This window comes from Taklimakanibacter deserti, from assembly GCA_003574785.1.
On sequence record QORU01000001.1, the window covers coordinates 506,761 to 533,179 of the forward strand.

Here is a 26,419-nt window from a genome sequence, read left to right on the forward strand (position 1 = left end):
CGATGAGCGAAAGGATAATGCGATGAGCACGACGACCCGAACCCGAGGCGGCGTCTGCCAGGACTGGAACAACCGGATTCAAGCCGAAAGGCGAGAGCTCGATCGATTGCAGCGTGAGCTCGACGGCAACGTTGCCCGTCTCAAAGAGCTGGAGCAGGCGCCCCATCCGGACCTGGCCCAGATCGCGGCGCTGAAAGCGCGGATCACCGTGCTCAAAGCCCGGGTCGAGGAATTGACCGCCGGCATTGTTGCCGAGGAAGCGGACTACGAATTCTTCTGCGGTTAAGTCACATGCGGGGCGCGCTCGGCTCGTCCGGCGATAAGGTGCGTTCCGCTGCTCAGTCCCGCCGGTCCGACAGCCGGCGGGGTTTTTCTCGGAAAGCTGCCCGAAAATAACTGTGGCGAGGGCAGGCGCGACGCCTGACCCTTCATCTCGTCGTGGTTCCTCAGAACCGCTGCCCGAGCTTGCTCAGCATCCCTTTGCAGCTGGGAGACAAGTCAGGAGCGTGCGACACGAGGCAGGACAGTGCGCCACCCCCGAGGATGCGTATGCCGGCGCAGAACTTGCGATAGTCGCCGCCGCAGGCCTCGCGCATGACGAGGAGTTCCTGGCCTGGCTCCAGCACGATGACGACCGGCTTCGACTGGCTGCCGGTAGTCGCCTGTGGGGCTGCTGCTCCGCCGCTGCCGCCTGACGTCGTTGCGGAGCTGCTGGGCGCCGCAGCGCCGTTGCTACCGCCCGAGGTCGATGCCGATCCGCCGGTCGCCGCCTTCACCGCCTGCTGGCAGGAGGCGGAGAGGCTGGCGATGTTCTTTTCCAGACACTGAAGCGCGGCCGCTCCGCCTGTCGGGACGCTGGCGCAATAGGTGCGGTAGTCGCTCTGGCACGACGCGCGGATCGCCTGCTGCTGGGCCTGTGTCGGCGTCGCTTGCGCCTCAGCGATACCGCTCAGCATGGACGCGGCCGCCAGCATGATGACAATAGAGTTCCTCAAGGCTTCCTCCCTCTGGAAAGGCATGAATTGGAAGTGGTTGCGGCTCGGCCGAGGACGCGGGCGACCACTGGCCGGCGCAGCCAGACTGCACTTCTTACGTTGCGGAAGCAATACTGGATTGAGATTCAATGCTTGGAAATTTTCGGGGCGTCGCGCCGCCGCAAGGAGCAAGCTTGAAGTGAATGTTGCAGTGGTGCGGCAAAGGCAGAAATTCTCGCCGGCATCGATCTGCCTGTCCTGTGCGTTGCTCTCCGAACGACAGGCCGGAGCCGAGCTTCGGATCATCAGACAGCGCACTGACAAGTCAATCAGCGTCGGTTCTTCTGTCACAAGCGAGAAGACGGATGACGAAGAGCTCGTTTTCCCCGCCTCAGCCAACCTAATCTCGTGATGCTGCCCTCTAAGGCTGGGTCGTAGACGGCTGAGTGGTGGACGGTTGAGTGGTTGTGGTGCCCTGTTCGGTGGTCGATGGTTGGGCGGGCTGCTCGGTCGTGGTCGATGGCTGGGCCGGCTGCTCAGTCGTGGTCGTTGCGGGTGGCGCCGTTGCTTCTCTCGTGCCGCCGAACCAACCTGCGGGATAGCCGATGATGAGCAACAGGACGATGACGACAATGACGCCAATCACGATATTTCGCGTGTTAGGGTTCATGGGCTCAACTCCCTCCGTTCGCCTAACGTGACGTGAGCATTGTGGCGTTTTTCAAGTCGGCCAAGGTCCCCCCTGAACTTTTTCGTTCTCTATACGTTCTTCTGATGCTCTCTGCTCTTTCAAAACCCTGAGGCAAATAGAAAACCCCGCCGAGGGGACAGGCGGGGTTTTCCTTGTAGGGTTCCGCTCGCTTCGGGGAAAAGCTTGCGGTCGGGATTGCATAGTAACTGTAGTGCCGACGAAGAATGGGGAGATTCTTGTCCGTCAGCGTCTGGATGTTACCGAGCTTGGGATCGATATCAAACTGGACCTTGGATCGCTTTACTAAACCTTCGGATAGGTCTGACGAGGGGCCGGGAGTATGGCGGGCCAAACCCAAGTCACGATGGGTCGTCCTCGTCCGATGATGCGCGCTCCAGAGCGTTCAATATCTGCTCCATATCGGAGAGGTCGTCAGTTTGAGTGGTCTCGAGATCCTGAAGGATGCATTCCGCTTCGGTCGGGTCCTTGCCCATGGCTACCAGCGCGGCAACGATCTGCTTTTGCGCTTCGACATAAGCTGCGCTTTGCTTGGCGTGCCGCTGCGCCGCTGCCAAATACTCAAGCAGAACTGCTCTTTGCATGCGCCGGCCCTGACAGCGAGGCTCGCCAGCAACGGCCGACCGGATACGGCGCGATCCGGCGAGCCTGGCCTTTCCCGCGATCCCCGGAGAGGGATCATGTCCGGGGAATGTGAGACTGGGCGCCCTAAGGGAAGGCTGCCTTAGCATAGGTGAATCGCAGGTCCGAAATTTCGCGCCGAAGATCCGCACATGGCGCGAAGCATATTTCGGAACTTCTCGAGGAGCCATCGCGTTGGCGCACGCACGAGGGAGGGGTTGCGCCATGCATCTCACAGATGTTTCCGCAGAAGACAGCAGGCAGCTCTTGGCGGCACCCAATGCCATGTCGATTGTCGCGCTGGAGCGCCAGAACCTACATGAAAAAATCGTTCGCCTGCGCGCGCTCCGGGAAGCGGCAGGGGCCGAGGCGGAAAAGGGGCTGACGGACGAGAAAGTTTCAGTGCGCCGTAGGTGAACCGGCATCCTACCGGGGGAAGCGGCGGACCTTGAAATTCGTCACGCTGACGCCTGATGGTGTGTCGATGATTACTCGACAGGCCGACCCGATCACAACAGTCTCCGTAAATCAAGGCGTGCTCAGCGCCTCGTTTTTCCGGTCGGCTTTCGTCCGGTTCGAGCAGCGTCATGGCGAGGGTGAAGCCGATCTTGGGCACGCCGGCTGTGATCGCACCGTCGACGACGTTGCCGTGGAGCAGGGAGAGGCACGAAAGGCTGGAAGCTAGGCTGGCCAACACAAACGGTATATCGAAGAGCCCCGTCGGCCACGGCCGGCGGGGTTTCTCGTTTACCAGGCAACGGTGTAAAAGGAGGTTCTCCGGTGGCGCGTAACTCTCTGGCATCAGGATGACACTGGTCCTCACCATACAAGGACGGGAAGCGGTTTGGCTCCTTGCCGATCGCCGCCTCTCATTTGCGGGCCGACTGCCGCGGGATGACGGTCGAAAAGTGATGTGTCTCGAGACGTCCGATGGCGTCGCTATTGTCGGTTATGCCGGTCTTGGGAGCACAACTCTTGGGACAGAGCCTGCCGATTGGATGGTTTCAGTATTGAGGGGGCGCAATCTGCCGCTCGAAGAATCGCTCGGTACAATTTCGAGAGCAGTCAGGGAGCAGTTTCCGCGTCATCTACAAAATATTCCAAAGCGCTTTCCAGCGAAGCACGCGATAGTCGCAACCGCATTCGTGGGTGACCAAGTTCGCTGCTATTCGATCGAAATTGAACTTCGTGCGAGCGGTGAACCGTATTTTCTTTTTACCAGGCACATGAAAGCGAATGCCGAAGTTCCTGTGGTTGGCGTCGCCGGCAGTGGAATGCCCTATATTTTGAGGTCCGGCCCGTGGCGCCGTCCTTTGCTGAGACTGGTGCGCAGCTATGACAAGGGCAAAGTCCATGCGCGGACCGTTGCGGATCAATTGGCTAAATTGAATGACGAAGTTCACAATGGAACCCCGGATGGAACGGTTGGCCCCAGATGCGTTGTTGTGTGGCGCAATCGCGTGGATGGCATATACCAAGGTGGCGGAGGCCATCAATTTTTTATATCAGGCAAGCGCGAACGGGAGAAACCGCCGCTTCCATCGATTTCGTGCGGCATGGATGTAGAGGCCGTGTTTAATGCGCTCCTGCCCCACATGAAAGAACATCTTTCTGCGGCGCTGAAAGGTAAACCAACAGCCGTGGATGAGGCGCAAATTCATGCAGACTTAGCCAAGTTGCCTGACAAGCCTGACGAGCGCTTGCGATAGCAGAGACTGCATATGGGTATTGTGTCATCGAACGTTGGCAAACAATACTGATCACAACGCGAACGGGCAAGAGTCAAATAAATCCGTAAGCTGAACTATCTTTCTTACACTTGGCGTGCTTAGAACCGATCTCCACAACAGATCGAGGTAAACATGAAACTCGCATCCTTCGAGGTGCCAGCCAATGTTGATGTCATTCTTTGGCTCATCCACAAATGCCCTGGACTTTCTGAAAGCGAGATTGCGGACCGCCTTTTTGGTCGGGATGTACAGCAGCTTGTAAATGGCGATGTTCGCCTGCTGCTCAACAAGGAACTGATCGAACGGAGAGGTGAAGGGCCGTTTCGGCTATATCCCGTCTAAGCATCACGCTTACTAAGTCCGTCGGTTCAGTCTTCGCTTGGCGGGCTTTCTACATGAAAAAACCGTTCGCCTGCGAGCGCTGCGGGAAGCGGTAGAAGCGGAAAAGGGGCTGACTGAGAAATTGGGTTCGAGAAAAAGTGCTTGAAAAAGGTGGCTCCCCTGGCCGGACTCGGAGAGACCAGAATTCAGCATATTAACACTATCGGATACTCTGCGTGCAATTTGCCTCTATGCGTGCCCCGCACCACCTTCTTTGGCATTCAAGTCCCCTCACTCTGCTCAGCAGATTGTGTTCACTTACCCATTGCCAACGTGTCCACCTTCCGCCTTGAGTGCTTCGAGGAACTTGCTTGCTTCTTTCAAGAAGTGATGCCAGTTCGGCACTGTCTTGCCAGCGGCTTGTATGGCGATCTCACCCGTACGAATTGCGTCGACTTCACCAATACTGTCTCCATATGGATCATGGCCAGCTGCACGGCGTAGAGCTTTGGCGTCCTTCGAGACTGCCTGATCATGGCTTGTCATGCCTCACCTCTTTTCCATTGCTCATTTCCGCCCCTTCTTTAGCCCAAGCTCAACCAGCCGGCTACTCGCCGCGCCCCACAATCGAACGGACCACGTTTACCGGTACCTCGAATTCTCTCGCTGTAAAACTTGCTCATGTACTGCGCGGAGAGCAGGCCGTTCGGTATGCTGGCGCCAACCCGACAGTAGAGTCTGTAAGTGCCGTCCTGGAAGCCAAGCAGCATGCGGCGACTGCCGGCGTCATAACAGACGCGGGTGATGAACCCACTTCCAGTGTCATTCTGGCATTCGTACGGGGCGAGATCGACTTTGCCTCGGTCCGTCATAACGACAGGGTCTCTGTTGGCTGAAGGCGCACACCCGGCGACCGCGAGCGCAGCCGCAACGATCAACTGACCTCTCAATGTCGCTAGCGCTGTCATCGTTTCCCCTTCTTCAGGCACCCAACCGACCGGCCTGCGGATGCTTCCCGGACCAAGAAAGCCCAAATCCAGGCCCGTGGTCAATGGAAGGCAGCTCCCCGGGAAGGGAGGCGCTTGACGAAAAAACCAAAGAAGCAGAACGTGCCGGGCAGAGCGTGACAACTCCCGCGGATGGCCTTGCCGGGCCATTTGCACCACGGCATGGGCGGGGCGGATCCTTGCCAGGATCCAATTCTGACTACTGAAATGACCGTGCCGTTGCCGCACGCGCCAACTCGCCAACAAATTCCAAGATGGCCAGGACCGCGGCGCGGAAAGCCGGCGGAAGGCCGAGGCGTTCACAAGCGATCGACGACTTCGCGGAAGTGCTGACTGGCGATTAGGAATACTTCTGGCTGAAACCGCCGAGCTATTCGACTAGCTAGACCAGCGCTGGCGGTGCTTTCCGCGGTGCTCAACTATGGTTGCGCGCCAGCCGGGCCCTCATCGGCGCACACTGATATGGCAGCATCCTGACCCTCGTCCCTGCAGACAGAAAGGTCGGTCAGATCCGTGGGCAGGCCGTTATGCGCTTCGACCAGTTCGATAAGGTTTGGGGTTTCGTTGGAATCCATGGGTGCTCCCTCCGCCACTCGTCGTTACCATAGCATAGGCGCTCAAGGTATCAAATCCGCGCACTACCCGCGCACCTTCGCCGCCAAGCGAAATGCGAGTGCGTACAACTGGCGTACAACGACCGAATTTGGGGCCAGTAAAAGAAAAACTAAGTGCTTGAAAAAGGTGGCTCCCCGGGCCGGACTCGAACCAGCGACCCAGCGGTTAACAGCCGCTTGCTCTACCGACTGAGCTACCGGGGAATGGCGCCGCTATAGCAGAGGTTTTTCCCGGCTTCAAAGTCTTTTTGACGGCCATCGAAAAGGCGTCATGGCGACCCTATATTTCTCCCGCCAACAGACGGGTCCAGGATGCAAATCATTAAATTCGGTGGGCGGTCAATTCCTCTTCCCGGCCATCCGGTGATCAGAATCCTATTGGGATGCCTGCTCCTCCTCGGCGGCGTCCTGGGCTTCCTGCCGGTTCTTGGCTTCTGGATGGTGCCGCTCGGCCTCGTCATCCTCGCCGTCGACATCCCGATGGCCCGCCGCCTCAAGCGGCGCGTCGATGTGCGGCTCGGCCGCTGGCTGGTCAAGCGGTCGCCCAAATGGGCGCGCCGCTTCGGCTTCTCCATCGGGCAGAGGCCCGTGTGAGTTTCCCACTTCGCACAAGTATCATCGATGCGCCTCTATCCTCGCTGCGTCGCCGGATATGCGAAGGATGCCCATGAAAACCGACCGCGATATCGACAAGACCTATCCGCGTTCCGAGTTCATCGCCAAGCTCAGGCGGCTGGCCGATGCGCTGGAGGCCGATGAGCCGTTCGAAATCCAGATTGCCGGCGAGCGAATCCATGTGCCGGCGCGCGCGGTCGTCTCGATCGAGCATGAGCGCGGAGAGGGGGCTGAGGAGATCGAATTCCAGTTGCGCTGGCAGCCCTTATGAACCTGCGTGTCTGCAAGGCACCTGACGTGCACGTCGTTCTCCGACGCATGCCGGAACAGCCTTCGCAGCACTTCAGGCGTTGCTGTCACGGGACCGATGAAGTTACTGGCGTGAAAGGGGAATTTGGAGGCCTCGCCCGGAATCGAACCGAGGTACACGGATTTGCAGTCCGCTGCGTAACCACTCCGCCACGAGGCCTTGGCCGGGGCTTATAGTCGAAGCCCGCGACAACTACAATGTGTTACGATTGGCAGATGGACAGACACGACCTATTTGGTTATCAGCAGCTTATGACCGATTTTGCTCTCGCCCGCTCGAAAATGATCGAATCGCAAGTGCGGCCCAACGGCATCACCGACGGCCGCATCATCCAGGCGATGGCGTCACTGCCGCGCGAGATCTTCGTGCCGGAAGCACATCGCGGCCTTGCCTATATGGATGGGGATATCGCGATCGGCGCCGGGCGCTCCCTGATGGAGCCGATGGCACTCGCCAAGCTCGTGCAGCTCGCTGAAATCGAGGCTGGCGACCATGTCCTCCATGTCGGATGCGGGACCGGCTATGCGACGGCGCTGCTTGCCGCCCTCTGCAAGTCGGTGGTCGCCATCGACGAGGATCACGCTTTCGTCGAAACCGCGCGCGCCAATCTCGCGCGTCTGGGCATCGCCAATGCCGAAGTCCATCAGGCGCCGCATGCGGCCGGCTGGAGTGCCGGGCAGCCTTATGACGCCATCCTGATCGATGGCCGCGTGCCGATCGTTCCGCCCGCACTGTTCCAGCAGTTGCGGGATGGCGGGCGGCTGGTCGCCGTGGTCGGTGACAATGACGTCGCCACCGCGACCGCCTATAATCGTCATGATGGGGCAATCAGTTCATGGCCGGCCTTCGAAGCTTCGATCGGACGCCTGCCAGGGGTCGTTGTGGACAGGCCGGCCTTTGTCTTTTGATTGGGGTCCGATCTTGCGCTAAGATCGAAAGTCGGGCTCGAAGGGAACATAAAGTGAGTTTTGGGCAAATGGGGCGTAAGCGGGGAGTTGCGTGGGGAATCGCGGGGATCGTGGCCCTGCCGCTGTTGTTCGCATCTCCTGCCGTCAGCGCCGAAACTCTAGCCGAGGCTCTCGCCAGCGCCTATTCCGGCAATCCCACCTTGCGGGCCGAACGGGCCCGCCAGCGGGCGACGGATGAACAGACCGCGCAAGCGCTCTCCGGCTGGCGACCGCGCATCGATGCCGGTGCCGATGTCGGCGTCACCAAGACCGATACCGACCCCAATCCAACCGGAACGCAGACCGGGACGGAATATCCGGCCGATTTCTCCATCACCCTGACGCAGCCGGTATTTCGCGGCTTCAAGACCGTTAAGGGCGTCAAGCGGGCCGAAGCGACGGTCGAAGCGGGCCGGCAGAATCTGCTCGCCGTCGAGCAGCAGACCCTGTTCGATGCGGTGCAGGCCTATATGAATGTGATCCGCGACCGGCGCATCCTGGCGCTCCGCCAGCGCAATGTGACGGTGCTGCGCGAGCAGCTGCGCTCATCGCAGGAGCGCTTCAATGTCGGCGAGGTCACCCGCACCGACGTGGCCCAGTCCCGCGCGCGGCTCGCCCTCTCGGAATCGACGGTGGCGGAAGCCAAGTCCAATCTGGCTGCCAGCATTGCGACCTATGCCAGGATCATGGGCCATTCGCCGGGTTCGCTCAAATATCCGAAGCTGCCGAAGTTGCCGAAGAGCCTCGAAAGCGCCAACGCCACTGCCGAGAAGATCAATCCCAACATCCTCGCCGCCGCCTTCACCGCCGAAGCGGCGCGGTACAATGTCGGCGTGGTCAAGGGCGACCTCTTGCCGACGGTGACCCTTCAGGCCGCCGGAACGCGGACCATCCAAGACCTGGAACATGTCGATGAGGGGAATGTGAACCAGTTGAGCCTGTTTGGGCAGGTGACCGTGCCGCTCTATGAATCAGGCAGCGTTTATTCGGCGGTGCGCGAGGCCAAGCAGACCGAAAGCCAGCGGCGCATCGAAATCATCGGCGCCGCCCGCACGGTCAGGGAAGCCGTGGTCACGGCCTGGAACTTCCTGATCGCCTCGCGCGAGACCATCGTCTCGTCCAAGGCTCAGGTCTCGGCCAACGTCCTCGCGCTCGACGGCGTCAAGCAGGAATATCTGGTGGGATCGCGCACCACGCTCGACGTCTTGAATGCCGAGGCCGAGCTTCTCAATTCGCAGGTCATCCTGGCGCAGGCCGAGCGCGACCAGATCGTCGCGGCCTATCAGATCCTGGGCTCGATCGGCCAGCTGACCGCCCGCCAGATCGGCCTCGGCGTCGATTATTACGACCCGATCGAGAATTACGACAATGTCCGCGACAAGTGGTTCGGGACGGGCGTCAAAACGATCGATTGACCCTCCTTCGCTAAAGCTTCGGAGGGTTCCCCCCTTCAATCCTGCGAAGCGCGTTAGCGCGAAGCTGGATAACTTGCGGGCCTAATTTGCATGGGCGGTTGATTTGGGCAATCTTGCCCATGCGTCGGCGCAAAGTGAGTCGCCGGCGACGGGATCATTTCAATGAAGCACGGGCAGAAGCCGGTGGAGCCCAGAATGGAAGATGTGCTCGCTTCCATTAGGCGGGCCATAGACGAGAACGCGCATGGCCAAGCCCAGGACCGCCTCGGTGGATCGATGGCGGAGTTCAGGGTGAAGTTCGACAAGCCGGCCAATCAGGAAACCCGCACGCGGCGCAGCTATGATCCTGCCCCTGCGGCCGGCGCCTCCCAGCCGCAAGGTTTTGCCGGCATATTGAGCGGCAGCAGGAAGAGCTATGGTGAGCTCAGTCCCCCACGCGAGACCTTTAAGCCTTATCAGCCGATCAAGCGGCCGGAGCCTACCGCTGCGCCAAGCGCCGATGAGGGCCAACGCGTGTATGATGGCTATTATGGCGCACAGCTCGAGGAGTATCCGGAGCCGGAACCTTACCAAGCTCCCGCGCCGATAACCCCACCGCGTTATTCGCCACCGCCGCCGGCAGTCATTGCCGATCATCGTCAAAACCTCTCCCAGCCTGCAGGACTGATGTCGGAGGCGAGCAGTGACGCGACCCAGGCCGCCTTCGGCCGATTGGCCGAGACGCTCACCCGGCGCGCCCTTGGCGAGCGCCCGATCGCCGACGTGACCCAGGAGCTGCTCAAGGGCATGCTGAAACAGTGGCTCGACGAAAATCTGCCGAAGATCGTCGAACGGCTGGTGCGCGAGGAGATCGAGCGGGTCGTGCGGCGGCCGCGTTAGTCTCTTACATGCCCGCACGCAATGCGGAGACATCCTCAGGCTTCACGGCCGGCTCCTGTCCACCCCACCTGGCGCGCATCCAATTGGCGAGATCGGCCAGCTGGCGGTCGTCCAGGCGCGCTGCGAAGCCCGGCATGGGCTGCATACGCTCGAGTCCCGGGAAACGCTGGGCCGGGATACCGTTGAGCACCGTCTGAATCAGGTTGCGGGCGCTGGCGAGCCGCAGCGACGCATTGGTGGTCAAGGGCACAACCACATGCGGAATGCCCTGACCTTCGACGCCGTGGCAGCCTGAGCACAAAGCCAGATAATTGCTGCGCGCTGCCGCTTCGACCTCGGCGGCGACAGCGACCGGCTTGGGTGGCTCGGCTTCGGCGGGCTTCTCCGGCAGCTTATCGAGATCGAACAGATAGGCCGAGAGGGCCGTGAGATCGTCATCGCTCATGTATTGCGTCGAGAAATGCACGACCTCGAACATCCGGTTGGTCATGGCGCCCTGCGCCGAGATACCGGACTTCATGAAAGACGGCAGAAGAAAGGGATCGAAGCCCATGCGCTCGAGGCCCTCCTTGGTGATATCGGGCGCGACCACACCCTCGAGCACCGCGCCTTTGAGGTATTCGCGCTGATTCATCCCTTGCAGGGCGTTGCGCGGCGTGTGGCACTCGCCGCAATGGGCAAGGGCGTCGACGAGATAGCGCCCGCGTGTCCAGGTCTGCGAGCGGTCGGGGACCTTTGTCGCGGTGTCGCCCGGGAGGTTGAAGAGGTTCCAGAAGGTCAGGCTCTGCCGGATGTTGAAGGGAAAGGGCAGGTCGTTCGCCTTGTTCTGAACCTTCATCGGCTCGCGCGTCATGAGATAGGCATATACGGCATCGACATCTTCCGGAGTCATCCCGCGATAGGATGCATAGGGCATGGCGGGGTAGAGATGGGTGCCGTTCTTGCCGATGCCGTCACGCAGCGCGCGATGGAAGTCCGCCCGGCTCCAGTTGCCGATGCCATCGTCCTTGTCGGGCGAGATATTGGTCGCATAGATCGTGCCGAACGGCGTCTCGAAGGCGAGGCCGCCGGCCCAGGGAGCGCCACCCTTGTCGGTGTGGCAGGCATAGCAATCGGCGGCGACCGCGACATAGGCGCCGCGCTCGGCCAGCGCCTTCATCTGGGCTAGCGGCAAAGGCTGCTCGACATCCTTCGCCACCACGCTTCGCTCGAACAATCCGGCGAAGACGCTGCCGACAGCGACGAGAACGAGGACGACGAGCGCGATCCCGATCCACAGCAAGGTGCGTTTGTTCATGTCGACGTGCGCTTTATCGAGGGTGCCCGGACCAAGCCGGGTGTCTTCAGCACGAGGTCGCGGACCGCCTCGTAATAGCGCACATAGCCGGTGCAGCGGCAGATATGCCTGTCGAGCGCATTGGTGATGGCTTCTTCCAATTCGGCGCGGGCCACGGGCTTGCGCTTCAACTCGTCCATGAGAACGGTGGCGCCGGTGACGAATCCCGGCGTACAGTAGCCGCATTGGAAGGCGAAATGCTCGATGAAGGCCTGCTGGACCGGCGACAGTTGTGTGATCGTGCCCGTCGCATCGCGCGCCGCAAGGCCTTCGATCGTGCGCACCTTCTTGCCTTCGAACCAATGCGCGCCGGTGATGCACGTGCGCATTTCCTCGAGCGTCCCGTCGTCCTTCTCGACGATCACGGTGCAGGCATGGCAGATGCCCTGGCCGCACCCCATGCGCGATCCGGTGAGATTGAGATATTCAAAGAGGAAATCCTGCATCATCATCGTCTCGGGCACATCGACGGGTTCGATCGGCTTGTCGTTGACGGTGAGCGAGAGTTTCTTCGTAGGCGTCGTCATGCCAGCGCCTCCAGTATCTTCTCCGGCGTGATCGGCAAGTCGTAGAAGCGCTTGCCGATGGCGTGGGCCACGGCATTGGCGATCGCCGGCACGACCGCGATCATGACCACCTCGGCAATGCCCTTAGGCGCATCGGTCGCGGAAAGGGGGGCCAGGATCTCCGCCGTCTGCGACCACACCGCCACGTCCTTGGAGCGCGGCAATTCATAGCGGTTCCAGTTCCAGGTGCCGTCGCCCGGACCGTCTTCGTAGAGCGGCAGATATTCCTTGAGTGCGTGCCCGACGCCCATGGCGATGCCGCCCTGGATCTGCCCCGAGACCAGGTCGGGAACGACCTGGGTGCCGCATTCCATGATCGAATGATGCGACAGGAGCGTCACGTCGCCCGATCCCGTGTCGACGACGATCTCGGCCAGCGTCGCCATGGGAGCGTAATAAGTCACCCCGGCATTGTTGCGCTGGGTCGGCGGGTAATGGACGGTGGCCCGGTCGATAAAGTGCCAGCCGTCCAATGTCATGAGCGCTTTGCGCTCGGCCGGTGCGCCGTCGCCATATTTCACGGCGAGGGCGTCGATGGGCAGTCGGCGGCGGCCCGCGCCCTGGATGTCGAACTCGGCCTCCGCCCATTGCCAGCGATTGAAAGTGTGAACGGTGACGCCGGTGACGAGGCCTTGGGTGTGCGCTTCGGCCGCAACCTGCGCGAAAGGCAAAGGCGGCATGCCGCCGGCATTCACCATGCCCTGCGCCAGGCGCAATTCCTCGCGCCGCACGGTATAGGGCGCCAAGGCGCCGCCGCCGATGCCGCGCGACCAGAGCGCCTGCGCCGCCGGCCAAATCGCGAGATCGAGCAATGCGCGCGCCGCTTCGCGCGTCGCGTGACCCAGATAATAGACGCTGTTGGTGGCGCTCATGGGCGAGGTGAAGCTCGGCGTCCAGCGCGGATTCTGCCGGCGCTTGTCTTCCTCCTCCTGTGGCATCGTATAGGGCTCTTCGGTGGTCTCGAGCGGCATTTGCGGCCACTCGACCTTGGCGAATTCGGTCTCGTCCGGCACCCGGCCCAGAATATTGCTCACCATGATGGCCTGGGAGGTCGTGGTGCCGGTGCCGATCTCGTGGGCGACATGGGCGAAACGGAGACGGCCGGCCGCATCGAACTCGATGGTGGCGAGCGCCGCCTCGGCGCCGGTGCCATAGTCCTTCTGCACATGGCCGTAGCCCACGCCATAGCGCTTGCCGGGATTGGCGGCATCGAACTCCGCCTTCTTCGCCGCGCGTCCGGCCCACAGCGGATGCTGGCGGGCTTTAAGCAGGACCTCCTCATTGCGCAGCGCGCCCGCGGGGATGGCGCCTTGCGTGTTCTTCATGCCCGACTTGAAGACATTCTTGAGCCGGAGATCGATGGCGTCCGCACCTAAGAGCTCGGCCGCCTCATCGACCATCATCTCGGTCGCCGACATGGCCTGCAGCGTACCATAGCCACGCGTCGAGCCCGCATCGACGGCGCGCGAGGCGAGGGCGGCGGCCGAAAAGTCGCTCTTCGGCAGATAGTAGATCGATTGTGCCGCCGTCGCCCCGACAAAGGCGACGGAGAAGGAGAAGTTGGCGCGCCCGCCGCCGTCATTCTTGAAGTGGCCGGTCATGGCGCGGAATTTGTGGCTGGCGCGGTCGACCACCAGCACATTGTCCATCCAGAAAGCGTGCCGCTTGAGTCCCATCTGGAACTGCTCATAGCGGTCATTGGCGAGCCTCACCGGCCGGCCGTCGCCATAGAGGCCTGCCAGGACGCAGAAGAACGGGAAGATCGAGTGATCCTTGGTGCCGTAGCCGACGGTATAGCCGGACTTGAGGTCGACCTTGGTGAGCTTGAATTTCGATTTCGAGACGAGGATCGCCGAGACCTCGGCGACTTCATAAGGTGACTGCGTCGCCATCATGGCATGCAATATGCCGCTTGCGGGATCGTACCAGACATTGCCGTTGTCGGCTTCCATGGCCGAGGCATCGACCGACTGCGAGAAATATTTGTGCCGCAGCACGAGCGCATCGGGTCCCGTGGCGGCGATCTCCTTCTCGATCTCGCCGGCGGCCCTCATGCCGCGGGCCACCGCATCACCATCGCCGGCCGGCGGCCAGGTTGGGTCGTCGCCCCTGAAGCCGCCATAGATCACAGCGTCCTTGAGCGGCGAATAGCGGTCCTCGGCAAAGGGATCGCCGCCGTCGATGCGTACATAACGGGCAGCGCCATAATGCGCCGGATGCGAGTAAGGCGCCTTACGACCGTAGCGCACGATCGTGTCGTCGAAATGCAGCAGGCGCTTGGCGGCATCGTAGCGAGCGAAATCACGATAGACGAGCAGCGCCACCGGCTGGCCGAGGAGGCGCGGCGTCTCGCCCTTGGGCACGAAGAAGACATCGCCATAGAAGCCCGGCACGGGGATGGCGATGCCGTCGGCGACGAGATCTTCCTGGAGCACGAGCCGGTCGGGCTTGAGATCATCGCCCAGCGGTCCCAGATCGATGCCCTCGAAGATCCGGTCCGCCTTGGTCGCATGGAGCAGGAAGGCGTGCGACTGTTCCTTCGGCCATCCGTCGAGATCGCGGGCGCGATAGTCGCGGGCGAAGGTCTTCTCGCCCGTGACCTTGGCGACGGCATCGAGCCGGTATTTCGGGCTGCCGTCCGGTTTCAGCCAGTCGGGGCCGGGAAGTGGCGGTGTCTCGATCAACTGGGCTTCCGCCCAGGGCGCCGGGAAAGTTACGTTGATGGCAACCCCGGCGGCGATGCCGGTCTTGAGAAAATCCCTGCGGGAAACCCTTGTCATTATCGCTCTATTCTCCCTTCGGTCGGGATGCCTGCGTCGGAGCGCGATAAGATGTTGTCGCGATTCCGAGTATCGGTCCATTTGCCGGGCGAGGCAACCGCACCGACGCTACCCGCTCCACCGCGACACGCCTGTTGAAACCCGGGACGCACTAGTGTTTAAAGCCCGCGAATATCCTCCAGAACTTCAGAAAATCATGCTCGACAAAACCTATATCCCTGCCGAAATGGAAGCCCGCCTCTACGAGGAGTGGGAAAAGGGTGGCTATTTCAAGCCGGGGCGGAGCCCCAAGGCCAAGCCCTTCACCATCGTCATCCCGCCCCCCAATGTGACGGGCTCGCTCCATATGGGGCACGCCCTCAACAACACCATCCAGGACATATTGTGCCGTTTTGAAAGGATGCGTGGGCGCGACGTGTTGTGGCAGCCCGGCACCGACCATGCCGGCATCGCCACCCAGATGGTGGTCGAGCGCCTGCTCCAGAAAGAGAACAAGACCGACCGCCGGACCATGGGGCGCGAGGCCTTCCTGAAGCGCGTCTGGGCGTGGAAAGAGGAATCGGGCGGGGCCATCTCGCGCCAGCTCCGCCGCCTCGGCGCCTCCTGCGACTGGAGCCGCGAGCGCTTCACCATGGATGAGGGCCTGTCGCGGGCCGTTCTCAAGGTCTTCGTCCAGCTCTTTCGCGACGGGCTGATCTACAAGGACAAGCGGCTGGTCAACTGGGATCCCAAACTGCTGACCGCGATCTCCGACCTCGAAGTCGTGCAGAAGGAAATCAAAGGCCATCTGTGGCACCTCAAATATCCGATCGAGGGAACAGAAGAGCACATCATCGTCGCCACCACGCGGCCCGAGACGATGCTGGGGGACTCGGGCGTTGCCGTCCATCCCGATGACGAGCGCTACAAGCATCTCCAGGGCAAGAATGTCGTGCTGCCGCTGGTCGGCCGTCGGATCCCGATCGTTGCCGACGACTACTCCGATCCCGAGAAGGGGACCGGCGCCGTCAAGATCACGCCGGCGCATGACTTCAACGACTTCGATGTCGGCAAGCGCCACGATCTTGCCCAGATCAATGTGCTCGACCAGTTCGGCAAGATGCTGCTTCAGGACAATGAGGACTTCCTGCGCGACGCCGAAGACCCGCCCGCGACCCTGGCCTTGCACGGCCTCGACCGTTTCGAGGCCCGCAAGCGCATCGTCGCGATGCTGGAAGAGCAGGGGCTCGTCGACAAGATCGAGCCGCATGTCCACCAGGTCCCGCATGGCGACCGTTCGGACGTGGTGATCGAGCCCTGGCTCACCGAGCAGTGGTATGTCGATGCCAAGACGCTGGCCAAGCCCGCCATCGAAGCGGTCGAGAAGGGCGACACGGTCTTCGTGCCGAAGAACTGGGAAAAGACCTATTACGAATGGATGCGCAACATCCAGCCCTGGTGCATTTCGCGCCAGCTGTGGTGGGGGCATCAGATTCCCGCCTGGTACGGGCCCGACGGCGAGATCTTCGTCGAGGAATCGGAGGACCTGGCGCTGGCCGCGGCGCAACGCCATTACGGCACGCGCACGCTCCTCACGCGCGACGAGGATGTGCTCGACACCTGGTTCTCATCGGCGCTGTGGCCGTTCTCGACCTTGGGCTGGCCCGATGCGACACCCGAGCTCAAACGCCACTATCCGACCGACGTGCTGGTCACCGGCTTCGACATCATCTTCTTCTGGGTCGCCCGCATGATGATGATGGGGCTCCACTTCATGAAGGAGAAGCCCTTCCACACCGTCTATATCCATGCGCTGGTCCGCGACGAGAAGGGCCAGAAGATGTCGAAGTCGAAGGGCAATGTCATCGACCCGCTCGATCTCATCGACCAGTTCGGCGCCGATGCGCTGCGCTTCACGCTCGCCGCCATGGCGGCGCAAGGGCGCGACATCAAGCTATCGACCCAGCGGGTCGAGGGCTATCGCAATTTCGGCACCAAATTGTGGAACGCGGCACGCTTCTGCGAGATCAACGGCGCCAGGCGCGATCCCGATTTCGACCCGATCGCGGCGCGCGTCACCGTCAATCGCTGGATCGCGGGCGAAGTCGCGCGTACCCGCGATGAAGTCACCAAGGCGATCGAGGAGCATCGCTACAACGACGCGGCGGGCAGCCTCTATGGCTTCGTGTGGAACGTGTTCTGCGACTGGTATCTGGAACTGATCAAGCCGGTTCTCGCCGGCAGCGACGAGGCGGCCAAGGCCGAGACGCAGCATTGCGCGCAATGGATCCTCGATCAGATCCTCCTGCTGCTTCATCCCTTCATGCCGTTCGTCACCGAGGAACTGTGGCAGAAGACAGAAGCCGCGGGCATGCTCATCGCCGCCGAATGGCCGAGCTACAAGGGCCTTGGCGATGCGAAAGTCGATGCCGAGATGAACTGGGTCGTCGACTTCATCTCGCAGGTCCGCTCCGTCAGGTCGGAAATGAACATTCCGGCCGGCGCCCGGATCGATTGCGCGATCGTCGGCGCCAATACGGAATCGCGCCGCCGGGCGGCGACCTGGGAGCAGGAGATCATGCGGCTCGCCCGGCTCAAGGCGATCACCTTCGAGGACAAGGTGCCGGCCTCCTCGGCGCAAATGGTCCTGGGCGAAGCCACACTGGCTTTGCCGCTCGAAGGCGTCATCGATTTCGCCGCCGAGCGGGCAAGGCTCGGCAAAGAGCTCGAAAAGGTCGAGAAGGACATCGCCGTGATCGAGGCCCGCCTCGGCAATGCGGGCTTCGTCGCCAAGGCGCCAGAAGAGGTGCTGGAGGAGACGCGCGAGCGCAAGACGGCGCTCGCCGCCCAGCGCGACAAGCTCAAGGAAGCCTTGAAGCGGCTGAAGTGATCAGCCGGTTGCCGCCGTTCCGTTCTTCTTGCGCCGGCGGCGCCGCGACTTGACGGGCGCCGGAGATGCGACAGGAGCACGCCGGCCGGCGGACGTGGTTCTATTCATGCCGCGCGGGAAGAGCGTGCCAATGGCGACGCCGAGGCCCAGGCCCACCGCACCCAAAAGGAGCGGGTTGGCTTCCGTCAAATGCGCAATATCGCTGCGCCGCGGCATGCGCAAATGCCCGAGATGGGCGCCTTCCGCGGTGTCGTGGGCCCAGCCATAGGCGCGGCTGATCGTCTCCCGGCCGCGGCGAAGAGCCATGCCGGCATTGCTCTCGAGGAACTGCGCGGCCGTGGTCCTGCCGGTCTTGCGTCCGGTCTTGCTTGCTTTGCGCTTTCTCGTGGTTTTCATCATGTCATTCCTTCTTCTGCGATGCGATGAGGGATCTGCCCTTGCCGCGTTTGAGGCGCGGCCGCTTGGCGGGCTTTCGTACATTGAGGGCGAGCCAGCCGAGGCCGAGAAGCAGCGGCATGACGGGCAGCGGATTTTCGCGCAGCGAGTGGCCGACGGCGTTCATCGCCTGGCCGTGCGGATCGAGCTTGCGCAGGCCGGCGTCGGCAAGGCCCAAAGGCGTCAGCTTGCGCTTGAGCTTGCGCAGGCTCTCGGCAAAATTCGCGCGCCGACGATCGGCTTCGGCCTCGAGCGCGTCAATTCGGTTCATTGAGGGCGCTCCGAATGACTTTTGCGTGGCTCCGCACCCGTCCGCTCAGCTCCTTCGGGTGCAGCAGCGACTTGACCCAGACGATGAGAAGCGCGCCGGCGATGAGCAGGATGATGGCGACAAGGAGGCTTGCCAGGACCGGGCCGAAGGGGGGCGTCAGCATATGCACCAGCATGTTGGCCAGGGTGATCGCGGCCGCGACAGTGACCATCAGTGCGCCGACGGTGAGGAGGGCGGCAAGCTCCACGCGCCGCACGCCGTTTCTGAGACGGGCCTGCAGCAAGTCCTGCTCGGCCGAAAACCAGGCGGCGCCGTCGCGTTTCAGCTGCTCGAAGGCGGCGCTCAGAGTTTCATCGCCCGGCTTGCCGTCGTCCTTCGCCATGGCCCGGCTCCTAGTTCACAGTCTTGCGCCGCCGGCCTCGTCGCTTGACCCGCCCGTTGGTTGCCGCCCGGCGGGCCTTCATCGGCACCGGCCAGCCATGCATCAACTGGGTGAAGGCGAGACCGGCCGCGACACCCAGCGTCAAAGTGGCCACCGGCTGGCGCTTGGCGAAGCCGGCAAAGTCATCGAGCATGTCGGGAAGGTCGGTTCTGGCGATGTAATCGGCGAGGTCGTCGAGACTGGCGGCGGCCTGGTCGCTGTAATGGCGCAACTGCGGGAACTCATCGAGACTCGCGCCGAATTCGCGTGTCGCGGAAGCAATCTCGACGATGCGGTCAGCACCGGCGCGCTTGCGGCTGTCGGCCAGGGTCGAGGCGAGCGAGAGTGCGTCGTCAAAGAGGCGGTTGGCAGTGGGCTTGTGGTAGCGGCTCGCCCGCTTCGGGCGCCCCCTTTTTGCTTTTGCCACGGAAAACCTCGCATTTCAGGTTGCTGTCGATGCGGGATTGAACGTTTTGCGACGGTGAAAGTTCCATCGCTCCTGCCGTAACGGCCCTGCTGCGGCTGGATAAAAGCCCGAAATATCGATAGGCCGGATGCCGGACATGCTGCTTTCGCGAAAGGTTATCCATGACTGGACCACGCCGCGTCACGATCGCCCCGCAATCGGGCCAAGCCATCCGCGTCAAGCGCGGCGACATGATCCGGATCATCGATCCGAAAGGCCAGCAGGTCGCCGATCTCTGGGCCTTCGCGCTCGATAGGCCCAAGCTCGAGTGGCTCTCGACCTCGCAGACACGCAACGCAACCGAGCGCTTGTTTCCGCTGGTCGGCGAGAGCTTCTATAGCATGAAAGCCGAACCGATGCTTACACTGATCGAGGATGCATCGCCAGGTCCGCATGACATGCTCTATCCGGCTTGCGATCAGGCACTCTACGATCACGTCGGACTGCCCAACCATCCCAATTGCCAGGACAATCTCATCACCGCCCTGGCGCGCGAGAACATCTCGATCGATTTCGTGCCCGATCCGGTCGATCTCTTTCAAAACTCCCTGCCGCAGCCCAATGGCCGCATCGACGTCCTGCCCTCGATCAATCCGCCAGGTGCTTATGTGAGGCTCAAGGCCGAGCGCGACATCTTGCTCGTGATCACCGCCTGCGCGGTCGATTTCCATCCCACCAATGGCGGCCGATGCACCGAGATCGAAGTCGAGGTCGTGCCGGAATGACCGGGTCAGCCGGCCGCAGCGTTGGCCGCGAGCTGCGGGACAATGCGCTTTGCCGCGTCATTGTCCATCGTCGTGATGGTCTCGTAGAATTTCACGATCGCATCGCATAGCCGCGAATTGTCCAAGTTCCTCGCCGGCTCGTCGACCAATTTGAGACCGGCGTCCGTCCTGAGCTGTTGCTGCCGTCGTCGTATTTCAGCTCACTTGACCGCCTCGATTTCGCTTGGACGCCAGGTCTTGTCGAAGAAGGACGGCAGCGGGCTGTAGAGTCGCAGGATCGTGAACCAGCCCTTTTGGGGATCGGTCTGAATCCAGTTACTGCGAGCGACCCCTTCAGGTTGGGCGGGGCCGAAATACACTGTAGTGCTGCCGTCGCTGGCGGCCTCGGCGGCTGGTGAAGGGTAGCTCTGGCTACCGGCGCGCGGGTACTTCTGCGGCGTTTGCAGCATCGAGCGCGTCTGGTTGTCATAGAGCGTGAAAGACCAGAACGCTGCCGCCGGCACGTCCTTGGGCAGGGTCACCTTGTAGGTCCTCGCTCCGTCGAACGGCTTGCCGTCGGAGTCGAGAAACCCCATCAGATACTGCGAGCCGACGCCGGGGATGCGCATGATCATGCCCGGCGAATCGAGCGTGTAGCCATAGTAGAAGGCGGTACGCGAATCCAGGGTACGGGCGCCGGTCGGTGGCAGCGGCTTGAACATGCCGCCTTCGAACACCGGCGGCGGCGTCTCGAAGAAGGCTCCGCCTTCCCACAACATGTTGCCCCAGTGCGAGCCTTCGTAATAGGCCCATTCCGGATGCTTCATCGCATAGCGCCAGTTGAGCGCTCGGCCCGACGCCTGTCCGACCGCGGCTGCATCCGACAGGATCTTCTTCATCCGATCGTCCGGCTTGAACGGCTTGCCGTGTACGATGCCGATCGCGGCGAGCTGGCCGGCCAGCTCCACGTCGTAGCTGGTGGCGGGCTCGTTCTGGACGTTCTCGTTGATCAGTTCGAAAAAGCCGAAGTCACTGGGCGGGATCGTGTTGAACGAACGTCCGGTAGCTTCGATGAACTTCATCTCGGGAATCTTCGGCTCGCCGGCAATGCGCACGGTTCCGTCGAGAGCCTGGGCGATGCTGGAGCCGAAAGAGCCAGGCTCGTAGGGATAGACCTTCATGCTGCGCTTGATGTTCTCGACAGCCGGCTTCGGGTCGTTGCCGACCAGGTTCGCGCGCGCGGCATAGAGCGCGAAATTGGTCTTCGCATGGGCAACAAAGTAGCCGCCCTCGGGCAGCGGCCCCTTATAGTCCGGTCCTACGATCAGGTACTTTCCGCCAAGCCCGCGATCCGGCCCCGGCGCGCCAATGTCGACGACCCAGGAGAACCACATGTCGTTAATCGTGCCGATGCCGCCCGACGGCTGCTCGATCACTACCGGGCCCTTGCTCAAGTCGAGTCCCGTCATGTAGTAGACCGTGTCGGCATTGGCGGTCAGGAACAGCGAAGTCGAGTCCATAAGTTCGGAGAAGATGACCACTTCGCCGGGCTTGGCGCCGATCTCCTCGAATCCCTTGACAAGGGCTAGCGCGGACGCTCCCCGGAAACTGTTATTGTAGACGTTGAGCGCGTTGGTGAAATCCAGCGTGTCGTAGACCTTCTGCGCGGCTTCCTCCGTCGGCACCCCGTTCCAGAAATCGAGCTTGCCCGCCCGCGTTTCGATTACGTCGGGTGCCGATAGAGATTCCACTGTTTTAGCGGGTACGTCGGACAAAGCCGGGCCTGCCGCGAGGACGAAGGCAACGCTGCTGATCAGGATTCTGCGGATCATTGTTCAGTCCTCATGGGTTCGTGATGATGATAATTGGACCATGAAAGCGTGCCGATTTCTTTGCATTTCGCGCCAATCCTGGTCACCGCCTACGATCGCCTTTGCAACGTCTCTAACGTACCGGCCGGCCAGAAACCAGGCATCAAGCAGTGGCGACAAGGGCATTTGGCTCGTCTCGTTCATGAGCCATGATCTTGGATGTATCGATTTGGAACAGAAGATCTTGCAGGTGATCGACAACCCGTTCGGCTCGAGGTTGTCACCTATGTCTTAGGTACGTTCTGTCACCCATGTGTCCGGGTCGGACACCGGCTGGACAGACTGAAGATGGTGCCGGAAGAGGGGATTGAACCCCCGACCTTCGGTTTACAAAACCGCTGCTGACGGTCGCTTCGCTCCCTGGTGCGGTTCGCTTCGCTCACCTTTTCTACCACTTCGCTGTCATTATTCGACAGTAATTACAGGCGTTTAACGGGCTATTTGATCCATCCATCCCTTTTTCTCCCACCTTCGGTTTGGTCATTACATCGCCGCTTTCTCATTACATGGTCATTACATTTCCTACCCATTCAATCGCCGCTAGGGGCTTCCCTATCATCGTGTTGGCGAATGTGGAGGGGAGGACGACAGCAAAGGAGGCGGAGGAACCATGCTAGAGACGATCACACTCAAGACGATTGCAAAGGCCCAGAAGGCTGGGGAACCGGTCTACATCTGGGACACACAACTCTCCGGCTTTGGGGCGTATGTAACCGCCAGGGGCACATCCTGGCTGATCCAGAAGTGGCAAGGGGGGAGGGGCGGCAAAGCCCAGCGGGTTGTTATCGGATCGACAAAGAACGGAATGGCCCTGGATGACGCTAGGAAGGCTGCCAGCATAGCCCTGGGCGAGGTATCCAACGGCAAGAACCTGGCTACTCACAAAAGGGAGCAAAGGTCAAAGCTTCGGGACGATCTGAACAACACCTTGCTTTCCGCCAAGACTGCGTACCTGGATCAGGCAAAGCCATCCACCGGAACGGTTTACTACCAGGATATCGAGACTACCCTTGACTGGGCTATCTCCGAGCTGGGCAACTCAACTCCCATCTCTGGTGTCACGAAAGCAGATATCCGAAAGCTGCTCAAAGGAAAGGCAAGGCAACGCAATCGCTTCGCTATCCTTCGTCCTTTCTTCAAGTGGTGCGTCTCGGAGGACTTGATTACCGTCTCGCCAATGGCTTCCCTGCCGTCTCCAAGGCCTCCAGCCTCAAGAGACCGCCTACTGGCTGACGATGAGATCAAAGCCTAGGCGAGATAGTAGCGTGCCTCGTCACAAGTAGCTTCGTCGCGGTTTGCAATATCTCCATACTGCTCAACCAGTTGGCCGGTCATTTTCTTTCCGATGCTTTCCATCGTGACAACCAGCGCTTGGAGTGCGCCGGAGGTACGGTAGTGCGCCGGCGTTCCATTCAGATCCGCAATCGCTTCCAGGGATTTCCAGTAGCTCTTTGTCGCAACAAGCTTGTTGTGGAAGTACACAAAGTAAAAAAGAGGACCAGCCTTAAACTCCTTAATAGCGTATTCAGGCAGCAATCGTTCGCTGAACTGGGCGAAGGCCGTTTTTAATGCGTTCTTGCGCTCATCTGTCTGTAAGAACCAATCCGCGAGTATCGTCGTCTCTATGAAAGCTCGCATCCAACAAGACTCCTAGCGATGGATTAAGATGCTGACCTCTCCGGGTTTGAAGTTGGGAAAGTGCTGGTTTAGTTCATTAGCAATGGTACCGCACCGATCCCAAAGCGTGAAGGCTGGGTCGTATCGAATTTCGATCGTTGACTGGGCGAGATCAAATTGCCCGATCTCAATCATGTTCACGCTCAGGGGTCATTCGGTTGTCCTTACCTTAGGTTATCTAGTCATGGGCGACAAGCCGTTTAAGTCATCGATTTATTGCCGACAAACCGACGAAAGCCCAGAGGGGAAGCCGTTCTAGCGCTATTATGCGTCGGGAAATTTAATCCGGAATTTCTATGCGGGGATTTTTTCGATCCTTTCATCCCCAAAGGAGACCCCCCGTCACCCCTTGCACCCGGGTCCCCCGGGGGGTAGCTAGGAAAAATCTGTACACTGACGGTTCAGCCTACTGATCAGCCATGTTGTCAAAGGGAAACTTCGCTACTGATGTAGCCGGGCAGGGTGCAGGGGGTCAGGATCAGGCAGGGAGAAACCAAGGAGGGGTCGCCCCTCAAGCTTTCCCTTTTGGTCATTACAGGGTCATTACATTTCCCTGTGACTTCCCCTGAGAGGCAGCCTTAGCCCCAGCTAAGCCCTTGAAAAGATGGTGCCGGAAGAGGGGATTGAACCCCCGACCTTCGGTTTACAAAACCGCTGCTCTACCGCTGAGCTATTCCGGCAACGCGTCAGGCATATAGCGGGCAGCGTTTCACCACGCAATGTCCCCGTGGATCCGGCGCCTTTGGTGGGGCGGCCAAACAGGGTACTGATTGCTGCCGGTGTAGATAGGGGGCAGGGAGATGCTCGATCAGCAAATCAAAATCGCGCGGGATCTTGGTGTAGCGGCGACGTTCGACATCGAAGCCGAGATCGCAAGACGCATCGCCTTTCTCGGCGATTATTTGCGTGCCGCCAGGGGCCGCGCCTATGTCCTTGGCATCAGCGGCGGGGTCGATTCCCTCACCGCTGGACTCTTGGCCCAGGCGGCGGTGGAGCGGTTGCGGGCAACCGGCTATGACGCGACATTCGTGGCGATGCGGCTCCCTTATGGCGAGCAGCGCGACGAGAGCGATGCGCAGAAGGCCTTGGCCGTCATCAAGCCCGACAGGATCGTCACGGTCGATATCAAACCCGCGACCGATGCGATGTCAGCCCAGATCGTGTCCGAAGCCGCTGACATATTTGACCACCCGCGCCGGGATTTCCACAATGGCAATATCAAGGCGCGCCAGCGGATGGTCGCGCAATTCGCGTTGGCCGGCGCAATGGGTGGGCTGGTCATCGGCACGGACCATGCCGCCGAAGCATTGATGGGCTTCTTCACCAAATTCGGCGACGGGGCGGCCGATGTCGTGCCGTTGACCGGACTCAACAAGCGGCGCGTCAGGGCCATCGCCCGCCATCTCGGCGCGCCGCCTGCGCTCGTGCTCAAGACGCCGACCGCGGATCTTGAAACGGAAGCGCCGCTGAAGCCCGATGAAGACGCCCTTGGCGTCAGCTATGACGACATCGATGACTTCCTGGAAGGCAAGGAAATCAGGCCCGCCGCGCGGCAGCGCATTCTGTCCATCTATCTCGGCACCGCCCACAAGCGGACGCTGCCCGTCGCCCCGGGTCAAGGATCAGGCTGAAGCCTTTGCTTTCGACCGGCTGCCCTCGATATTGGGCAGGAACCAGGTCACGAGTCCGATCAAGGGCAGGAAGGAGCAGATCTTGTAGACATAGCCGATGCTGGTCCAGTCGGCGATCTCGCCCAGTATCGCAGCGCCAAGGCCTCCCATGCCGAAAGCCAGGCCGAAGAACAGGCCGGCGATCATGCCGGTGCGGCCCGGCACCAGCTCCTGCGCATAGACGACGATCGCCGAGAAGGCCGAGGACAGGATGAGGCCGATGATGATGGCGAGCACCAAGGTCCATTCGAGATTGGCGTAAGGCAAGAGCAGCGTGAACGGCACAGCACCGAGGATCGAGAACCAGATCACATATTTGCGGCCGAAATAATCGCCCAAGGGCCCGCCGAGAAAAGTGCCGGCGGCAACCGCGGCCAGGAAAACGAACAGATAAAGTTGCGAGTTGTGGACGGACACGCCGAAGGTCTCGATCAGGTAGAATGTGAAGTAATTGCCGAGGCAGGCCATATAGACGAATTTCGAGAAAACCAGCGCCACCAGCACCGCAATCGAGAGGGCGATGCGGCGTTCCGAGAGATGCGCGATATGGGTGCGCTTCGACGTGCTCGCGATCCGCGCGCGCCCATGTGTCGAATACCAGCGGCCGACAAAGGTCAGGAGGCCCATGGCGACAATGCCCGCGGCCATGAACCAGGCGACGCTTTTCTGGCCGTAGGGCAGGATGATGAGCGCGGCGAGCAGGGGGCCGATGGCCGAGCCGATATTGCCGCCGACCTGGAACAGCGACTGGGCGAAGCCGTGGCGGCCGCCGGAGGCGAGCCTCGCCACACGCGATGATTCGGGATGGAAGATGGACGAGCCGACGCCGACGCAGGCCGCCGCCACGAGCAGCAGCAGATAGGAATCGGCAGTCGAGAGCAGGCCCAGCCCCACGACGCTGACGCCCATGCCGACCGCCGCCGAATAAGGCTGCGGATAGCGGTCGGTAACGATCCCGACCACGGGCTGCAACAGCGAGGCCGTCAGCTGAAAGGCCAGCGTGATGAAACCGATCTGGCTGAAATCGAGCTGATAGCTGTCCTTGAGAATGGGATAGATCGAGGGCAGCAGCGACTGCATCATGTCATTGAGGAGATGGCAGATGCTGAGCGCGCTCAACACCGCGATGACGGTGTCGTGATGGGATGGGGAGTTGGTGTTGGCGTTCTCGGCAGTCGTCACGGCTGGATTCCTAAGTGTGGAACCTTCGT

Annotated in this window: 29 protein-coding genes, 3 tRNA genes and 1 pseudogene; 15 read left to right on the top strand and 18 right to left on the bottom strand. The window is 61.2% G+C overall.

The genetic code is table 11. The features are described from left to right. The first annotated feature begins 22 nt into the window (after positions 1-22). The gene (locus tag DS839_RS02445; protein ID WP_119268680.1) at positions 23-286 is read left to right on the top strand and encodes a hypothetical protein; all 264 of its coding nucleotides are present in this window, start codon (positions 23-25) and stop codon (positions 284-286) included. Between the two features lie 160 nt (positions 287-446). Here DS839_RS02445 and DS839_RS02450 read toward each other — a convergent pair whose 3' ends face one another. The 3 genes from DS839_RS02450 to DS839_RS02460 all read right to left on the bottom strand — a co-directional run bounded on the left by DS839_RS02450 (position 447) and on the right by DS839_RS02460 (position 2,267). Next, positions 447-995: a hypothetical protein gene (locus tag DS839_RS02450; RefSeq protein ID WP_162918244.1), complete on the bottom strand. Its 549-nt coding sequence runs from the start codon at positions 993-995 to the stop codon at positions 447-449. 400 nt (positions 996-1,395) lie between these two features. After that, positions 1,396-1,644 (bottom strand): hypothetical protein, encoded by a 249-nt coding sequence (locus DS839_RS02455; protein ID WP_119268682.1) that lies wholly within the window; start codon positions 1,642-1,644, stop codon positions 1,396-1,398. Positions 1,645-2,024: 380 nt separating this feature from the next. Next, positions 2,025-2,267, bottom strand: a complete 243-nt coding sequence (locus DS839_RS02460; protein ID WP_119268683.1) for a hypothetical protein — start codon at positions 2,265-2,267, stop codon at positions 2,025-2,027. Positions 2,268-2,529: 262 nt separating this feature from the next. Here DS839_RS02460 and DS839_RS02465 point away from each other — a divergent pair, with 262 nt between their 5' ends. The 4 genes from DS839_RS02465 (at position 2,530) to DS839_RS36255 (ending at position 4,376) form a co-directional block, all read left to right on the top strand. Then, on the top strand, positions 2,530-2,721 hold the full coding sequence (locus DS839_RS02465; RefSeq protein ID WP_119268684.1) for a hypothetical protein: 192 nt from the start codon (positions 2,530-2,532) through the stop codon (positions 2,719-2,721). A 31-nt stretch (positions 2,722-2,752) separates the two neighbouring features. Then, positions 2,753-2,989: a hypothetical protein gene (locus tag DS839_RS02470; protein WP_162918245.1), complete on the top strand. Its 237-nt coding sequence runs from the start codon at positions 2,753-2,755 to the stop codon at positions 2,987-2,989. Between the two features lie 121 nt (positions 2,990-3,110). Continuing rightward, positions 3,111-4,013 carry a hypothetical protein gene (locus tag DS839_RS36250; RefSeq protein ID WP_162918246.1) on the top strand — a complete coding sequence of 301 codons (903 nt, stop codon included), beginning with the start codon at positions 3,111-3,113 and terminating at the stop codon, positions 4,011-4,013. A 153-nt stretch (positions 4,014-4,166) separates the two neighbouring features. Beyond that, positions 4,167-4,376 (top strand): hypothetical protein, encoded by a 210-nt coding sequence (locus DS839_RS36255; RefSeq protein ID WP_162918247.1) that lies wholly within the window; start codon positions 4,167-4,169, stop codon positions 4,374-4,376. 297 nt (positions 4,377-4,673) lie between these two features. Here DS839_RS36255 and DS839_RS36260 read toward each other — a convergent pair whose 3' ends face one another. From DS839_RS36260 to DS839_RS02485, 3 genes are all read right to left on the bottom strand, one after another. Then, positions 4,674-4,901 carry a hypothetical protein gene (locus tag DS839_RS36260; protein ID WP_162918248.1) on the bottom strand — a complete coding sequence of 76 codons (228 nt, stop codon included), beginning with the start codon at positions 4,899-4,901 and terminating at the stop codon, positions 4,674-4,676. A gap of 38 nt (positions 4,902-4,939) precedes the next feature. Beyond that, positions 4,940-5,512, bottom strand: coding sequence for a KTSC domain-containing protein (locus DS839_RS02480; protein WP_119268687.1), 573 nt, complete (start codon positions 5,510-5,512; stop codon positions 4,940-4,942). A 592-nt stretch (positions 5,513-6,104) separates the two neighbouring features. Then, positions 6,105-6,180, bottom strand: a tRNA-Asn gene (locus tag DS839_RS02485). A 174-nt stretch (positions 6,181-6,354) separates the two neighbouring features. Here DS839_RS02485 and DS839_RS02490 point away from each other — a divergent pair. Beyond that, entirely contained in the window at positions 6,355-6,570 is a 216-nt protein-coding gene (locus tag DS839_RS02490) for a PGPGW domain-containing protein (protein ID WP_438816489.1), read from the top strand. Positions 6,571-6,643: 73 nt separating this feature from the next. Beyond that, positions 6,644-6,862 (top strand): amphi-Trp domain-containing protein, encoded by a 219-nt coding sequence (locus DS839_RS02495; RefSeq protein ID WP_119268689.1) that lies wholly within the window; start codon positions 6,644-6,646, stop codon positions 6,860-6,862. A 124-nt stretch (positions 6,863-6,986) separates the two neighbouring features. Here DS839_RS02495 and DS839_RS02500 read toward each other — a convergent pair. Then, positions 6,987-7,060 (bottom strand) — tRNA-Cys (locus DS839_RS02500). 92 nt (positions 7,061-7,152) lie between these two features. Here DS839_RS02500 and DS839_RS02505 point away from each other — a divergent pair. The 3 genes from DS839_RS02505 (at position 7,153) to DS839_RS02515 (ending at position 10,142) form a co-directional block, all read left to right on the top strand. Continuing rightward, positions 7,153-7,809: a protein-L-isoaspartate O-methyltransferase family protein gene (locus DS839_RS02505; protein ID WP_162918250.1), complete on the top strand. Its 657-nt coding sequence runs from the start codon at positions 7,153-7,155 to the stop codon at positions 7,807-7,809. Positions 7,810-7,919: 110 nt separating this feature from the next. After that, positions 7,920-9,263: a TolC family outer membrane protein gene (locus tag DS839_RS02510; protein ID WP_162918251.1), complete on the top strand. Its 1,344-nt coding sequence runs from the start codon at positions 7,920-7,922 to the stop codon at positions 9,261-9,263. A 162-nt stretch (positions 9,264-9,425) separates the two neighbouring features. Next, entirely contained in the window at positions 9,426-10,142 is a 717-nt protein-coding gene (locus DS839_RS02515; protein WP_119268692.1) for a DUF2497 domain-containing protein, read from the top strand. 4 nt (positions 10,143-10,146) lie between these two features. Here DS839_RS02515 and DS839_RS02520 read toward each other — a convergent pair whose 3' ends face one another. From DS839_RS02520 to DS839_RS02530, 3 genes are read right to left on the bottom strand one after another with little or no spacing between them, the layout of a single operon-like run. Beyond that, entirely contained in the window at positions 10,147-11,439 is a 1,293-nt protein-coding gene (locus DS839_RS02520; protein ID WP_119268693.1) for a c-type cytochrome, read from the bottom strand. After that, positions 11,436-12,005, bottom strand: coding sequence for a (2Fe-2S)-binding protein (locus DS839_RS02525; protein WP_119268694.1), 570 nt, complete (start codon positions 12,003-12,005; stop codon positions 11,436-11,438). The genes DS839_RS02520 and DS839_RS02525 overlap by 4 nt, the downstream gene beginning before the upstream one ends. Beyond that, complete coding sequence (locus DS839_RS02530; protein ID WP_119268695.1) at positions 12,002-14,824, bottom strand: xanthine dehydrogenase family protein molybdopterin-binding subunit; 2,823 nt, start codon at positions 14,822-14,824, stop codon at positions 12,002-12,004. Before DS839_RS02530 ends, DS839_RS02525 begins: the two co-directional genes overlap by 4 nt. 196 nt (positions 14,825-15,020) lie before the next feature. On the opposite strand from DS839_RS02530, the gene DS839_RS02535 reads away from it, so the two are divergent. Continuing rightward, positions 15,021-17,693 carry a valine--tRNA ligase gene (locus DS839_RS02535; RefSeq protein WP_119268696.1) on the top strand — a complete coding sequence of 891 codons (2,673 nt, stop codon included), beginning with the start codon at positions 15,021-15,023 and terminating at the stop codon, positions 17,691-17,693. On the opposite strand, the gene DS839_RS02540 is transcribed toward DS839_RS02535, so the two are convergent. The 4 genes from DS839_RS02540 to DS839_RS02555 are packed head-to-tail and all read right to left on the bottom strand — an operon-like array spanning position 17,694 to position 19,247. Beyond that, a complete protein-coding gene (locus tag DS839_RS02540) occupies positions 17,694-18,092 on the bottom strand; it encodes a hypothetical protein (protein WP_119268697.1) in 399 nt (132 codons plus the stop codon). Position 18,093: 1 nt separating this feature from the next. After that, positions 18,094-18,399: a hypothetical protein gene (locus DS839_RS02545; protein WP_119268698.1), complete on the bottom strand. Its 306-nt coding sequence runs from the start codon at positions 18,397-18,399 to the stop codon at positions 18,094-18,096. Beyond that, positions 18,386-18,781, bottom strand: a complete 396-nt coding sequence (locus DS839_RS02550; protein WP_119268699.1) for a phage holin family protein — start codon at positions 18,779-18,781, stop codon at positions 18,386-18,388. The genes DS839_RS02545 and DS839_RS02550 overlap by 14 nt, the downstream gene beginning before the upstream one ends. 10 nt (positions 18,782-18,791) lie before the next feature. Continuing rightward, positions 18,792-19,247 carry a hypothetical protein gene (locus tag DS839_RS02555; protein ID WP_119268700.1) on the bottom strand — a complete coding sequence of 152 codons (456 nt, stop codon included), beginning with the start codon at positions 19,245-19,247 and terminating at the stop codon, positions 18,792-18,794. A gap of 161 nt (positions 19,248-19,408) precedes the next feature. Here DS839_RS02555 and DS839_RS02560 point away from each other — a divergent pair, with 161 nt between their 5' ends. Next, entirely contained in the window at positions 19,409-20,011 is a 603-nt protein-coding gene (locus DS839_RS02560; RefSeq protein ID WP_119268701.1) for a DUF1989 domain-containing protein, read from the top strand. Between the two features lie 200 nt (positions 20,012-20,211). Here the strand turns inward: DS839_RS02560 and DS839_RS02565 are convergent, their stop codons facing one another. Beyond that, complete coding sequence (locus DS839_RS02565; RefSeq protein WP_119268702.1) at positions 20,212-21,822, bottom strand: DUF1254 domain-containing protein; 1,611 nt, start codon at positions 21,820-21,822, stop codon at positions 20,212-20,214. 63 nt (positions 21,823-21,885) lie between these two features. Between DS839_RS02565 and DS839_RS37190 the strand changes: the two are divergent. After that, positions 21,886-22,096, top strand: a pseudogene (locus tag DS839_RS37190) (IS481 family transposase); the annotation flags it as partial. Positions 22,097-22,471: 375 nt separating this feature from the next. Next, positions 22,472-23,113, top strand: coding sequence for an integrase arm-type DNA-binding domain-containing protein (locus DS839_RS02575; protein WP_119268703.1), 642 nt, complete (start codon positions 22,472-22,474; stop codon positions 23,111-23,113). Here DS839_RS02575 and DS839_RS02580 read toward each other — a convergent pair. Then, the gene (locus DS839_RS02580; protein WP_119268704.1) at positions 23,110-23,499 is read right to left on the bottom strand and encodes a hypothetical protein; all 390 of its coding nucleotides are present in this window, start codon (positions 23,497-23,499) and stop codon (positions 23,110-23,112) included. The genes DS839_RS02575 and DS839_RS02580 overlap by 4 nt on opposite strands. Before the next feature lie 644 nt (positions 23,500-24,143). Further along, a tRNA-Thr gene (locus tag DS839_RS02585) sits at positions 24,144-24,218 on the bottom strand. A 120-nt stretch (positions 24,219-24,338) separates the two neighbouring features. Here DS839_RS02585 and nadE point away from each other — a divergent pair. Next, positions 24,339-25,169 carry an NAD(+) synthase gene (nadE, locus tag DS839_RS02590; RefSeq protein ID WP_119268705.1) on the top strand — a complete coding sequence of 277 codons (831 nt, stop codon included), beginning with the start codon at positions 24,339-24,341 and terminating at the stop codon, positions 25,167-25,169. Here the strand turns inward: nadE and DS839_RS02595 are convergent. Beyond that, a complete protein-coding gene (locus tag DS839_RS02595) occupies positions 25,161-26,390 on the bottom strand; it encodes an MFS transporter (RefSeq protein ID WP_368911072.1) in 1,230 nt (409 codons plus the stop codon). The two genes, nadE and DS839_RS02595, sit on opposite strands and share 9 nt — an antisense overlap. Between the last annotated feature and the right edge of the window lie 29 nt (positions 26,391-26,419).